Genomic DNA, 13808 nt, shown 5'->3' with positions numbered 1-13808 from the left:
TTATTTGCTAGAGCCCGCTTGCTGCCAACAAGGATATTAGTCAAAAAATAATACCTTGTTGACAGCATCTAAGGCTGATTTAGCTTAGCCTTATCTTTAGCATCAAAGATATTTAATTGGTTACGCTTTAGCAATGGTTGCTGCGGGTTTGCTGAGTCTTTCTCTACAGCTTTGGACTTACCAGATACTCGTGACAAGTTCAATTCTGCTTGCTTGCTTAAAATTAAAATATCAATTCGACGATTCACCGGGCTTTTTGGTTTTTTAGCATCAAATAATACCGAGTCTCCCAATCCAACGACTTGGGCAACTTGCTTTATTTTCACTCCCCCAAATAGCAGTGTTCTACGCGCAGTATTAGCTCGATCAGCTGAAAGCTCCCAGTTACCATAATCGTCTCGAGTACCAAATGGCGTTGCATCAGTATGACCACCAATACTTATTTTATTGGGTACTGACGCTATCATTGGTGCCAGCTCTAATAAAATATCTTCAAAATAAAATTTTAACTCAGCACTACCACTAGCAAACATAGGCTTTTTATCTGCATCAACAATCTGAATCCGCAAACCATTTGGCGTCACATCCATAATCAGTTGATCTTTGAACTTTCTTAATACTGGGTTTTCTTTTACTTTTTTCTTAAGCTCAGTCAGCAGGGCTTCCAAACGCTGCTTTTCCATTTGATCTGCCAGCGTAGTCTTGGCCCCAACCTCCGTCAGCTCATCCACCTTGTCTTGCTGCTTTTTGTGCTCTTTTGGCGACCCAATACCACTTTGATTTGAAACCATCGGGCTACCACCTAAGTCAATCGCATAGGGGCTAGCTTTGTCACTTTGACCTGTAGGGTCTTGGAAGTAGCCAGCAATGATAACTTTTTGTTCTTCAGTCGACTGGGAAATCAGCCAGAGCACCAGAAAAAACGCCATCATTGCTGTAGCGAAATCAGCAAATGCGATCTTCCATGAGCCACCATGATGACCATGCCCCCCCTTTTTATACCGCTTGATGACTATCGATTCTTCACGTTCCATAACTACCGTGATCTAATATGCTGCTCCAGCTCGACGAAGGATGGACGAGAATGGGCATAGAGTGCTTTGCGGCCAAACTCAACTGATAACGCCGGTGGCATCCCCCCTAAAGAGGCCACCAGACACGCTTTTACACATTCATATGCATTAAGCTCCTCCTGTACGTTATGCTCCATTGCCTGAGACATCGGCCCAACAAAACCATAGGCAAATAAAATCCCTAAAAAAGTCCCAACCAATGCAGCAGCAACATGAGCACCAAGCTCTTCAGCTGGGCCTCCCAGGTCTTTCATGGTAATCACAATACCTAATACAGCAGCCACAATACCAAACCCAGGTAGACCATCAGCTACTTTAGTGACTGCATGAAAGGGGTGTTCAAGCTCTTCAACTCGGGTTTCAATTTCCATATCAAACAGACTTTCCAACTCATGAGGTGCCATATTGCCAGATGACATCAGGCGTAAGTAGTCAGCAATAAACTCGGTCAAGTGGTGATCACGTAAAATAACGGGGTAACGGGAAAAGATGGCACTACCAGCAGGGTCTTCCAAATCGGCTTCTATTGCCATCATGCCATCACGACGACTTTTATTTAAAAGTTCATATAATAAACCCAATAAATCCATAAAAAAGGCATTATTAAATTTTGAACCAAATAAAACAGTAGGAATTTGCTTCAATACATCAGTAAATGTAGAAAAGGGATTGGCAATAAAAAAAGCACCTAACGAAGCGCCACAAATAATTAATAACTCCAGAGGCTGCCAAATAGCTAGCAACTCCCCTTTCGCCAGGACATAGCCACCAATCACACTACCGATGACAACTAAAATACCTATGATCTTAAACATCTTCGCTTAAGCTCCAAGGTTAAACAAACTCCACCTGATGATAAGTTGATAATCATGACAATATTTTCTAGTACAGCATTTAATAGTCAGGATAGTGGGAGTTACACAGCCCAGGTTGTGCTTCACTCTGTTGTCATTAATGTTTAAGCAGAAAAACGAAAATTCACCAATACTTAATAACCACTGACTATAATCAAGTAAAGGCCATTTGACTGTTTTAGACAAATTCAACCATGGAAACAACACAACCAGTGCATGGAGTAGCCGCATGGCAGCAGCTATTGAAAAAAAAGGCATTGCCTATTCCAAATCCCACCAAAGCTGCGCTATTAGAAGCTACCACTGAAAATAATACCCTGCCTCCACTGGCCGCTATTATCAGGCATTGCCCGTTGACCGCTTTTCATATTTTCCATCAAGCCAATAAAAACCGTGAAATTACTTATGACATTCGGGTAAAAAGCCTTGAACATGCTATGGCAATGCTAGGAGTAGATGCCATTAAAATGTTTATCAATTCAGTTAGCAGCTTCGACCCACTAACTGATGACCTTCAAGCCAACTGCCTTATAAAAGAGGTAAGCAATAGCCTGCATGCGGCCCATCAAGCCCAATACTGGTTCAAGCAAAAAACCCGCAAGACCAGTGAAGAAGTTTTCTGGTCCGCACTTTTTTTTAATGTCACCCGCTGGGCACTGGCTTTACAGATCCCTAAGCAAATGCAGCTCATCCAGCAGTGTGGCGGTAAGCATGTACAGGCAATAGAGCGTCAAGTTTTAGGTTGTACAATATCTACCCTACAGTTAGCCCTGGATGACTATTGGTCACTACCTTGCATCAGCCACCATGCATGGGAGCAATTTCGAGCAACCAAGCCCAGCAGCTGGATTGCCATGAGCCGATTTGGTAGGCAAAAGCCTGAGCATGGTTATACCCAAGCGAGTGAAAGGGCTGAACGACGCTTTCAAGACAAAAAGGAGCAAGATCCTCAGTTTAGATTGTTATTGGGTACTCCCGCTGCATTTATATTTTGGGCAAACGCTCTAGCCCAATGCAGTCGCTTTAGCTGGTTTAGTATGAATAGCAGCCGACTCAGTGGCCTAATGGCAGCACTACTCAATAAAGGCTGGGATAAAACCACACAAACAATCCATCAAGAAGCTGTTAACCTTTCCCACAAGTTAACTTATGGCTATGGACCTGCGCCTGCAGTGGGGCTGGTTAATAGTGACGTGCTTTATCATGAACCTAAATTGATGAAGACACAGAAAAAACCCTCTCCCGCCGCCCCTTCCCAAACAACAGAAGCTAAGCCCACAACACCCTTGGTTAAACCTATACCTGCACCCGCTACACCACACAGCATTGCTGAAAAACAGGGTGATATAACTCACTTTGAGCAAATTGTTGAAAACCTAAAGGATCATCCAGAAAGATACCCAACACTAGCATCTCTAATTGACATCTTAACGGAAGCAATCATAGAGGGATTAGCCTATGAACGGTTAATTATTGCCTTAACTAATAAAGAAAGAACCCGGTTAAAGAGCTATCGCTGCTACCCCAAAACAGAAAAAGTACAATTTGAAATTATTCTAGCAACAGCTCCTTTTTTTAACGACTTACTAAAAAAACAACAAACTATTTGGGTTAAAGGTAAAGAACAACCCGATATTTGGGCTAAAATACCTGGCCCATTTAAAAAAGCAGTTGGACATGACCACTTCATGCTACAAACCCTCACCATGCCAAGAAAAGCAATTGGAATGCTATATGTAGATATGCCCTACTCCAATAGCTTATTTAAAGTGGCTGACTTTAGATATTTACAAGCCCTAGGAAATGCCTGTCGTATAACACTATTATCAATGGCGCAAAGCAAAAAACGAGGTTAGCCAAAACATTTACTTAAACCTCAGATATTTTACATAAAGCTCAATGCATAAAAAACGCTGTAAATTTTGCTAACAATTTAATATCGATAAAGCCAGCATCTACCATCGCATGCAGTTAATTTAATATTGACTACTACCTCTAACGCAAAATAGATTTACCCACTCTTTACTAACAAGCCATTTTGAGTCAACTTTATTAGGCTCTTAACGCCAGCTAATTTGAAATATATTTTGCCTACCAAAAATAAGAACTGGATCATAAATAAAAGCAAGCACATCAACACTCTTTAAAAATTTGATCAGTTTTACACCAAACAAATAAATATACGCGAAGAAAAATATAAAGCTAACCAAATTCATGGAATCATTCAAAGTATTACGCCTCTAATACTTGCCAAAAAAACTGACATGAGTATTTTATTTAAGCATCGCATATAACCTGACAACAATTTATTAAGCGGATAAATAAAGTGGTCTGTAATCAGTTAAATCAATAAATCCATATATTTATAAACGCTTTACATAAATGATTTTGACATACAACCAACAAATTTTGTGACTGTATTCAATTAATAACTGATTTTCTATTAACAGGTTTAATAGCAATTAACTTTTATACCGATAACCAGAGGAGCGACTGAATGTCCCAATCAAACAGAACAAAGCTATACCTATGGTGTAGTCTCTTGCTTTGTCTGGTGGGCAATATGTTCAGTAGTTCCGTCATTGCAAGCCAAACCGTTCGTATTGAAGTCGACCGGCTTAATGTAAGAGCAGCCCCTAATACTCGAGCCAGCGTCATAGGTACTGTTGCAGTAGGTCAGGTTTATGTCAGCATTGCCAGCCAAAGTGGCTGGCGAAGAATTTGGTTTGATAATCGCACAGGCTGGGTAAGCAGCCGATATGTCAGCCGAACAAATAAGAAATCCAAAAAAGTTAAAGTTGGATCATTAAATGTTAGAAGTGGCCCTGGCACCCATTATCGAACCATTGGCCAAACCTCCAATAACGCAGAGTGGGCTGTAGCGGAAACACGAGGTGGCTGGGATAAAATTTACTTTGGAGGTAGCCACCGCTGGATTTACGGTAAATTCCTCAATAACCCCAATCCTCCCAGACCACCAAAATCCAATGCAGGCTTTATTCAGCTTCCGGCCAAAGGAAAAGGATTTTATTCAGCTAAACCATCCAACCGCTCCTGGGGGTTACCTCGCTTAGTCTATGGCTTACAAAAATCTTCTTTAGCCTGGCATCGTGACCACCCTAACTGGGGAAAAATTGGTATAGGAGACCTTTCTCTTAAGCAAGGAGGCCGAATATCAGGCCATGTCAGCCACCAGCGTGGAGAAGATGTTGATATCCGACTTATTCGCAAAGATGGTGCAGCCAAAGGCACAACAATTTATCAAAAGCACTACTCCAGCAAGAGAAATCTAGAATATATAAAAACCTATCTCAAAAAATACTTTGAAGTTGATTTGATTTTCTTTAATGACAACAAAGTTTTTAGCATGCTGCCTTCACACAATGGTAAGCGCTACGGTGATTGCCGTAAAAAACCTGGCAGTACAGGTGTTGCCTATGTGATGTGCTGGCCTAATCATCATGATCACTTTCACCTACGTATTAAGTGATAGATATGGACGTTACAGGACTCATCAACCAAACCGAGCAGCAATTAAAAAAACAACTTGCAATCAGTATTTGTATTTCTAGCCTGGTCAGCGGTGTTATTGGCTACTCACTTGGGCAGTATAATACAGAAACCACAGTAGATACTCAGATTGCTGCAACCGAACAATCCTCTCAAGAACAACCCGCTGTTAAAGACAACCCTTTTACTGTTTCACCTCAGCCTGATAGCCAGACATTAGCTATTGATGACGAGGCTGCTAACCAACAGAATGCCCCTGGTAATAGTAGTGAGGTTGTTAAAACCCGTCCAGAACAGGCAATTATCGATTTATTTGCCAAATTAGAGTCGCTAGCTGATCACCCAACGCCATTTGCAGAAGGGCTTCAGCAACAATTAGAAGCAAAACTTTTACAAGAAATACAACAAAACCCGGCAGCATTAAAATGGGCAATTGCGAAATTCCGCTCCAACCTAAACGAAGTACCAGGGCAAATGCTTGGTGTGTTACTTGGCACCATCCAAGACCCTGAAGTAGAAGAATTATCTTTAGAGTTAACAGGCAGCACAGTTAAATCTGAAAAAGTCGCGGGTTTGGAATTAATGAGCCGCTTGGGAATTTTCCAGGAAAAGCAGCGAGATAAAATTCTCAATGTGATTAATAGCGAAACTGACCCTGAAGTATTGGGCGCAGCTATCTTTGCAATGCAAAAACACCCCACCAGCCCTGATGATTCCCAACTCATAATGGACAGCTTTCAATCATTAAGCCAACATCCAAATCCTGAATTAAGACGGCGCTCCTTAATAGCTATTGCCGACTGGGCCTCCAGCACAAACCAACTCCAACCGGTAGTGACAGCTTTAAGCGATAGCTCTGTGGATGTGCGTGCTGGCGCTGCATTTGCCTTAGCGCGATCACGGTTTGTTAATGAATCAGCTACCAGTGCTCTCATCAGCACCCTGCAAGATAATGAAGAGGATTGGGCTGTACGAGAGCTTGCCTGGCAAGCGCTAGCTGAGATACCCATGAGTAAAGAACAGTATCAAACGTTTAAAGAGTTTGATGATCAACGCGCTGTGATGTTTGAAGCAAAAGATTACTCGCCTGGTGCAAATACTGATGTGATGGCACCTTAATCTATCCTATATTTGTCGCATTTCTCCTTTTGCTAGTTGTAATCAATACCCTAACACTTTGAGGAGTTGTTAGGGTATTGTCATTTTTGTTATGGAATGACCTCAATAATAATGAATCACCTAGCCAATGAAAAAGCACCCAGTTTTATTTTTGCCACTCTCCCTATAGTTATTACTCTACTCCTAATGTGTTGCCAAATTCTTTATTTTGGTGACTTTACTCCCCACGTATCACTCATAATTAGCTACTTGCAAAATGGCTACTCGATTAAAACCAGTATTGCTGCTGTCGATCAACTATTAAATCGAGGTGGTATATTATCAATGGCCTGGGTAATGACATTGATTTTAATCGCCTTAAGTTTTGGCGCCGCTCAGGAAAAAAACAGGCTGTTTAGCAACAATACTGAATAGTTTTATCAAACGTATAAAGCGATTTGGTAGCTTACAAGCCTCTACTATTGGCGCATCTATACCCAATGCGTAGGATTTTTAGGTGAGGCCATCAAGTGACGAAGCCTCATGAGCCTATATTAATAGGTGGTTGGGGTGACAGTTAAATGCTCCATGCATTAACTGCATTCACACCATCCTTGGTGATTAGGAATGATGATAACAAAACCTAAAAATGATTCGCGACGGGTATATTACCACTAATTTAGTGGGTGGTACCCCAGGGCAATTGCATATAAAAATACAACAAAATCAGTATAATAGAATAAAAAGCAACTGATATAGAGTGCAACATTGGTAAAAAATAGTACAGTTTTAGATCATTTTGAACAGTTAGATGATCCTCGAATGGAACGCCGTCGTCGTCATAAGCTCATTGATATTATTACTATTACGATTTGTGCTGCTTTATGCGGGGCAGATGACTGGGTCGCTATTGAGCGATTTGGTAACGCCAAAGAAGCATGGTTTAAGAGCTTTCTAGAGCTACCCAACGGAATACCCTCTCATGATACCTTTGGTCGTTTTTTCTCACGCCTTTGCCCTACATCGTTTCAAAGCTGCTTCATCCAATGGGTTCAGTCAATCACTGATAGCTTACCTGGCAAGTTGGTAGCCATTGATGGTAAAACGCTTAGACGATCATTTACTGAACCTGATAAGAAGAATGCTATTCACTTGGTTAATGCATGGTCAATAGAAAATAAGTTAGTGTTAGGTCAACTTAAGACTGATATAAAATCCAATGAAATTACCGCCATTCCTGAACTATTAGAAGCGATAGCGGTTAAAGGTGCTGTTGTATCAATAGATGCGATGGGGTGTCATAAAGCCATTGCTAAAAAAATTCGTGAAAAAGGGGCTCATTACTTGTTGGCAGTTAAAAATAACCAGCGTCGCTTATATTCTGCTATTCAAGAACAACTGTATTCTAAAAAAGCCAAAGTGTATCAACGTCCAGCTATTGACTTTCATTCTTCAGAAAAAGAACAGCATGGCCGTCATGAGATACGACGCTGCTGGGTTTATCACTCAGTGGCTAAACTACCTATAGCAACAGAGTGGATCGATTTAGCTGCTGTCATTAGGGTTGAGACAGAACGTACCTTGCAAGGCAAAAAATCAAAAGAACAACGCTATTATATTTCTAGCCAGCCCTTATCAGCAAAAGCTGTCAGTGAAATGATTCAACATCATTGGCAAATTGAGAACAGCCTACATTGGAGTTTGGATGTTGCATTTAGGGAAGATGATAGTCGAATTCGTATAGGTCATTCAGCAGAAAACATGTCTAGGATTAGGCAAATAGCCCTTAATATTCTTAAACAAGATGACACTTATAAAATTGGTATAAAAAATAAGAGGCTTTCTGCTGGTTGGGATCATGAGTATTTAATGAAGTTAATTTGCTCCGTGTAAATTTATATGCGATTGCCCTGGGTGGTACCCCTTACCTATCAATAGCATTACCAGGTCGAATGTTTGCTCCCGCCTATAAAAAGCTTGGCTATTCCAAATTAAACTTATCTCGTGCTATAGAAGAAGGCGGAACTCTCATCTCTCCGTTAATTCCCTGGAATGCAGGTGGTGCAGTTGTTATTACAGCCTTAGGATTAGGAATAACAGCAAGCAATATAGAAAATTTATTGTATATTCCATTGGCTTTTGCCTGCTGGCTATCACCGGTTATTGGAATCACTTATGCGTATTTGGGATTATTCAGTCCCAAAAAATCAGATAGCTCAGATAATAATACCCACGAAAGCAGTGTAAGAATGAGTGTAACTACAGTTTAAGTATGAGAGTTGTTAATTGTAATAGAAAGGCGCTCTATTTATTATAAAAAAGGGAGCCGCCTTTGCTCCCTTTTACATTCTTTTCAGTTAGACTTTACAGCGCTTGATGATTATGCACCACATTAAAAATATCAGAAAAGTTTTGGGCTTTTTCTGGGATATTTAATGCAGTGTCTGTGATTCTGGATAGATAGACTGAGGATACCACCCCTATCATGGCATCGCCTGCCACCACTAATAAATGCTGTGCGCCTTGTTGTTGCAGGGTTTTCACTAAATCGCCTACTTTAGCATGGCAAATGTCAGAGTATTTTAAAGTACCCAGGTACTCAATGGGTACCATAATATCTTTTACAGTTAGCTCTTGCCGTTGCTTACCCATTTTATTAGCAATAGCCAGCACTTTGCGACCTTCTAAGTCTGCAGTAGTAACAATACCAAGAATTTCATCATCATGATTAACCACAAATTTGAGGCAGTCATGACTGTTATGCATGATCAATAAAGCTGTATTAATATTAGTTTCCGCTTCCATCACATGAGCTTCAAGCTGTACAAACCGTAATAAAGCTTCTTCAGCAGGGCTTTCGAAACGAAGCCGCTTAGTCATTACAGCTGCTTTATTTGCTTTAAACTCATTTTTCATAACTACAGGAAGTTCATTGAAGCTAGTCATTTTGATACCCTCAATTATAATTTTAAAAATTATCTATACGTTTTTTAAGAAGAAAATTAACCTACGAAGATAACTTTTATACTGGTGGGGCTCTAGCTTCTAAATGACTTCTAAACTGAGAAAAGGGGTAAGTAGTTTTTGAAAAAAGAAATTTTTGATTAGTTACATAAGGTGTCAGGAACGTTTTTTGGGAGATACTTAAATCTACGTCATCGCTTTCACTATCTTCAATAGCCAATAGCTCAATACTATTGCTTTCGACATCAATAACGACTAATTTCTGATTTAAAACCCAACCAACAGCAATAACACAGATAAGCAGTAAGCTTAAAAGATGTTGTGTATAGCTGTTGTTTTTGAGACTTTTCATGACTACCCCAAAACCATGGGTAAAGGTTATAAATTGTTTGTAATTAATTTATAGGCCTCAACAGCATTAATCTCAATCAGTAGTAATACGTAACAAAATAGTAAACATACCAAGCACCAGTGGTAGCCATTGTATCGATCCATTACAATCCCCTTGATACCAACTGATAGCGATGACCCAACATGACACAGCCATCACAACTACCCTTAATAGTAGAGCCGGAAGAACTGCTCCCTCTGTTGTCAAACCCTGATATTCTGTTAATTGACTTGTCTCGCCAAGAGATCTACCTACAACACCATTTGCCAGGGGCTCATCATATTACGCCCCAACAGCTAATGTCAGGACAGCCACCCGCTCCAGGCAAGCTTCCAGCAAAAGCACAGATTGAGCAATTGTTAAGCAGCATTGGCTTTACAGGTGAACAGCACGTGGTTGTTTATGATGATGAAGGTGGTGGCTGGGCTGGTCGCTTTATCTGGACCTTAGATGTTATCGGCCATAAACGGCATTCTTATTTAAATGGCGGCTTACATGCCTGGCTTGGCCATAGCTTACCCGTGACGGCTGAGATGCCTCCTCAACCAAAATCAACTCAAGTTTCTGTAACTATTGATACGACCCCAATAGCCGATGTCGACTATATTAAAAGCCACCTCAACACCCCAAGCTTTGTAGTATGGGATGCACGCTCACCAGCAGAATATCAAGGTATAAAAGTATTAGCTCAGCGCGGTGGACATATACCAGGGGCTATTAATTTTGAATGGACTCGTGGTATGGATCAGCAGAATTATTTAAAAATACGTGACGATATCCAAAAGCTACTGGCAGATTGTGGTATTACTGCTGATAAAACCATAGTGACTCACTGCCAAAGCCATCACCGCTCAGGCTTTACCTATTTAGTGGCAAAATCTCTAGGTTTTAAAAATATTAAGGCCTATGACGGTTCCTGGTCAGAATGGGGCAACCTGGCAGATACCCCTATTGAGAAGTAGAGCTTCAATTTTTTATTATTTATTGTTTTTCAACAACAATTATATCAACTTTTAGAAAGCCATATTGATTGGTAAAAATGCTTCAGCCAGGGCAAACCTAGAAACTTTATACCCAACTCATGCTCTGAAAGTTATTGCTTGTTTAAGAGGTAGTGTGTGAAAACTCCATTTTTTGTTAAATTGCAACACTTAATGCCACATCATTGTTTATCCAGAGCCGCTCACTGGGTAGCTGAATGTCGTTGTGGCTGGTTTAAAAACGCTTTTATAAAATGGTTTATCAAACGCTACCAGGTTGACATGAGCTTGGCTGAAAATGAAAACCCCGAGTCATTTGCGCATTTCAATGACTTTTTTACTCGCCCACTCAAAGCTGACGCTCGGCCTATTCCAGCCGATGATAATATTATTATCAGCCCTGCTGATGGTGCTATTAGTCAGTTAGGAAAAATAGAATATGGCCGGGTTTTCCAAGCAAAAGGCCATGACTATAGCCTTACAGAACTAGTAGGAGGGGATGTCAACCTGGCTCAAGAATTTAATGATGGTTCTTTTGCCACGATATACTTATCACCAAAAGACTACCATCGTGTCCATATGCCTTATGGTGGTACACTACGCTCAATGATTTATGTACCTGGCCGGTTATTCTCTGTCAATCAAACCACTACCGAACACTTACCCGGCTTATTCGCTCGCAATGAGAGAGTAGTTTGTATCTTCGATACCGATATTGGCCCAATGGCAGTGATTATGGTGGGAGCAATGATTGTTGCCAGTATTGAAACCACTTGGGCAGGGTTGGTGACTCCTCCTAGACGCCAGTTGAAACAAACTGATTATACCGAAGCTGCCAGACAACCTATCAAATTAGCTAAAGGCGATGAAATGGGCCGCTTCAAATTAGGCTCTACGGCTATTGTGTTATTTGGTAAAGATGTCGTCAATTGGGAAGAAAGCTTAAATGCAGATACCAATGTATTAATGGGTAGTGCAATTGGGCAAAAAATGTAGTTAACAGAACAATATTGAAAAGGGCGTTTAACGCCCTTTTTTATTTAGTAAACAGCTCACTGACTGCACGATGCGCCTGATCAATCGCAATATCAGTATAAGCATCTCCACCCGAATCAGCATTCGCGATGGTAATAGGCCCAAATGGTTTGCGCCCTTTTATATGTGGACCATTTTCCTCAAAATCATCACTTTCGTTTAAATCAGAGTAATAATAAGAATATCCATGCCCCCAACGATTAATGGTAATAGCTTCAATATCGCGATCTGCATTAAAGCCAGCCGGGCCTAACATGCCATTTAAATGCTCTTTAATTTCTTGCTCAAATTGAGCATACGTTATACTGAGTAGCTTTCGTCGGCCTGCTCTGAACTGTTCTTTTAGTGCCACCCCGACTTTCCCCATAGGCACGGCAATCATCGTTAAGCTCATAGGCATGTCAGGTGTTGCACTATGCTGATAATCACCAATATCAACAGGGTAATCAACCTGAACTATCGTGTGGAAATTGCCCGGACAATATGCAACAGCTAATCCCTGCTTTTGTACTGCCTGCCAGTTTTTTAACAATACAGTAGTATAAATCAGTGGCATTTTAACTAATTCAGATAAAGCCTCTTTTTGTGCTTTAGGTAACTGGGGCACCAAATGAGGAATCATCATATTGTAGCAGGCCATTACACAGTGCTTACTTTTAACCGCAAAGGCTTTATTGTTATTCACATAGGAAACTGTAACACCATGAGTTTCACGCTTAACATTATAAACCGTGCTGTTCAGTCGTAACCTAACTAATGAGTTTGGCTTATCCAAACGATCATAATGAAACCTAGCAGTAACCAGGTCTTCCATCGTTTTACCATTCGCAACATCAGGAATCAGTCGTCGCACCAGCGCCCTAGCAATAGAGGCATTACCATCAGGGAAATGATAGATATAATCTTCCTCTTCATCATCACCCAGATCTTCTCCTGCCGCCTCCAAAATTTCATACATTTGGTCAGCATCTAGGCCAGGACAACCACTGTCAACTGCCTCATAAACAGACAGAGTATCGGTACCCATCGCCCAATCATCAGCAATCATATAACGTAGTAAACGTAATACCAGTGGATCAGTGACCCCATACTCGTCTTGTACAAACTGGTAATAAGAAGTGTTATGTAAGTATTTTGCCTGTTTTTTAATCGGCATTTCTAACAACTTACTTGGCTTACCTGTCGCTAAACGTAACAACTGTTGACGAGCCAATTCAGATAAAGGCATTTGCTTAATAGCTTGCTTAGCATCAATAGCATTGCCTTTTATGCCAGTCATAAACTCAGCAAGTTCTTTAAATACAAAAGGTACCAAGGTATCTTTTCCATAAACTGACTTATTAAAATAAGTCATTCCTTGTAAATTATTTTTCTTAAAGTAGTCTTTTTTATAGGCTTTTTCGAAAAATGAGGATTCAATACCAAGCTCTTTAAGCAGTAGTTTAGCGACTTTACTATATGAACCAGGGTTTTCAATTGACTGGGTACCCCCATAGCCCAGCCGCATTTGGCCATTAATAGTAAACTCATTACGTCGTGCATGACCACCAAAGTCATCGTGATTATCTAGCAATAAAATACGAGCCTTGTTGCCTAGTTGCTTTTGATAATAATAAGCCGCAGAAAGACCGCTAATACCCGCCCCCACAATGACTAAGTCATACTCTTCTTTTAGTTGAGTGAGAGTACCAAAATTTTTTTTACCAGCCCAAGCAACTGAGTGAGCAGCATCATAAGAACCTGGCTGACTCCCTCGCATACCTGTTTTTAATGGTGGGTAATCGACCAATTCACCAGCTGAAACTGTACCTGAAGCACTCAATACACCAAGCTGTGTCAGTGGTGCAGCAGCGGTACTAAGCAGTACGCCATTCAGGAAATCCCTGCGTGTTATAGACATAAT

13 protein-coding genes are annotated in these 13808 nt (G+C 40.7%); 8 read left to right on the top strand and 5 right to left on the bottom strand.

What is annotated here, in order from left to right; all coding sequences use genetic code 11:
* Positions 1-68: 68 nt before the first annotated feature.
* Entirely contained in the window at positions 69-1034 is a 966-nt protein-coding gene (gene motB / locus OQE68_RS15395) for a flagellar motor protein MotB (RefSeq protein WP_180568734.1), read from the bottom strand.
* 2 nt (positions 1035-1036) lie between these two features.
* Positions 1037-1888 carry a flagellar motor stator protein MotA gene (motA, locus tag OQE68_RS15390; RefSeq protein WP_180568735.1) on the bottom strand — a complete coding sequence of 284 codons (852 nt, stop codon included), beginning with the start codon at positions 1886-1888 and terminating at the stop codon, positions 1037-1039.
* 233 nt (positions 1889-2121) lie between these two features.
* Between motA and OQE68_RS15385 the strand changes: the two genes are divergently transcribed.
* The 6 genes from OQE68_RS15385 to OQE68_RS15360 all read left to right on the top strand — a co-directional run bounded on the left by OQE68_RS15385 (position 2122) and on the right by OQE68_RS15360 (position 8805).
* Positions 2122-3783, top strand: coding sequence for an HDOD domain-containing protein (locus tag OQE68_RS15385; RefSeq protein ID WP_180568736.1), 1662 nt, complete (start codon positions 2122-2124; stop codon positions 3781-3783).
* A 707-nt stretch (positions 3784-4490) separates the two neighbouring features.
* Positions 4491-5417 carry a penicillin-insensitive murein endopeptidase gene (locus tag OQE68_RS15380; RefSeq protein WP_180568737.1) on the top strand — a complete coding sequence of 309 codons (927 nt, stop codon included), beginning with the start codon at positions 4491-4493 and terminating at the stop codon, positions 5415-5417.
* Positions 5418-5422: 5 nt separating this feature from the next.
* On the top strand, positions 5423-6556 hold the full coding sequence (locus OQE68_RS15375; protein ID WP_180568738.1) for a HEAT repeat domain-containing protein: 1134 nt from the start codon (positions 5423-5425) through the stop codon (positions 6554-6556).
* 111 nt (positions 6557-6667) lie between these two features.
* Complete coding sequence (locus tag OQE68_RS15370) at positions 6668-6970, top strand: hypothetical protein (RefSeq protein WP_180568739.1); 303 nt, start codon at positions 6668-6670, stop codon at positions 6968-6970.
* Positions 6971-7303: 333 nt separating this feature from the next.
* Positions 7304-8428, top strand: coding sequence for an ISAs1 family transposase (locus tag OQE68_RS15365; protein ID WP_219340303.1), 1125 nt, complete (start codon positions 7304-7306; stop codon positions 8426-8428).
* Positions 8416-8805 (top strand): Na+/H+ antiporter NhaC family protein, encoded by a 390-nt coding sequence (locus tag OQE68_RS15360; protein ID WP_219340219.1) that lies wholly within the window; start codon positions 8416-8418, stop codon positions 8803-8805. Before OQE68_RS15365 ends, OQE68_RS15360 begins: the two co-directional genes overlap by 13 nt.
* A 94-nt stretch (positions 8806-8899) precedes the next feature.
* Here OQE68_RS15360 and OQE68_RS15355 read toward each other — a convergent pair whose 3' ends face one another.
* The gene (locus OQE68_RS15355) at positions 8900-9481 is read right to left on the bottom strand and encodes a CBS domain-containing protein (RefSeq protein ID WP_180571332.1); all 582 of its coding nucleotides are present in this window, start codon (positions 9479-9481) and stop codon (positions 8900-8902) included.
* Between the two features lie 76 nt (positions 9482-9557).
* A complete protein-coding gene (locus tag OQE68_RS15350) occupies positions 9558-9851 on the bottom strand; it encodes a hypothetical protein (RefSeq protein WP_180571331.1) in 294 nt (97 codons plus the stop codon).
* Positions 9852-10033: 182 nt separating this feature from the next.
* On the opposite strand from OQE68_RS15350, the gene OQE68_RS15345 reads away from it, so the two are divergent.
* Both OQE68_RS15345 and asd read left to right on the top strand, forming a co-directional pair.
* Complete coding sequence (locus OQE68_RS15345; protein WP_219340218.1) at positions 10034-10852, top strand: sulfurtransferase; 819 nt, start codon at positions 10034-10036, stop codon at positions 10850-10852.
* Positions 10853-11008: 156 nt separating this feature from the next.
* Complete coding sequence (gene asd, locus OQE68_RS15340) at positions 11009-11866, top strand: archaetidylserine decarboxylase (protein WP_266195687.1); 858 nt, start codon at positions 11009-11011, stop codon at positions 11864-11866.
* A gap of 40 nt (positions 11867-11906) precedes the next feature.
* Here asd and OQE68_RS15335 read toward each other — a convergent pair whose 3' ends face one another.
* Positions 11907-13805 carry an FAD-dependent oxidoreductase gene (locus OQE68_RS15335; protein ID WP_180571330.1) on the bottom strand — a complete coding sequence of 633 codons (1899 nt, stop codon included), beginning with the start codon at positions 13803-13805 and terminating at the stop codon, positions 11907-11909.
* Positions 13806-13808: the final 3 nt, after the last annotated feature.

This window comes from Spartinivicinus marinus, from assembly GCF_026309355.1.
In the GTDB taxonomy this organism is placed as follows: Bacteria; Pseudomonadota; Gammaproteobacteria; order Pseudomonadales; family Zooshikellaceae; genus Spartinivicinus; species Spartinivicinus marinus.
The sequence above is the reverse complement of the archived record's forward strand: the minus strand, read 5'-3'. Positions and strand labels throughout refer to the sequence as shown.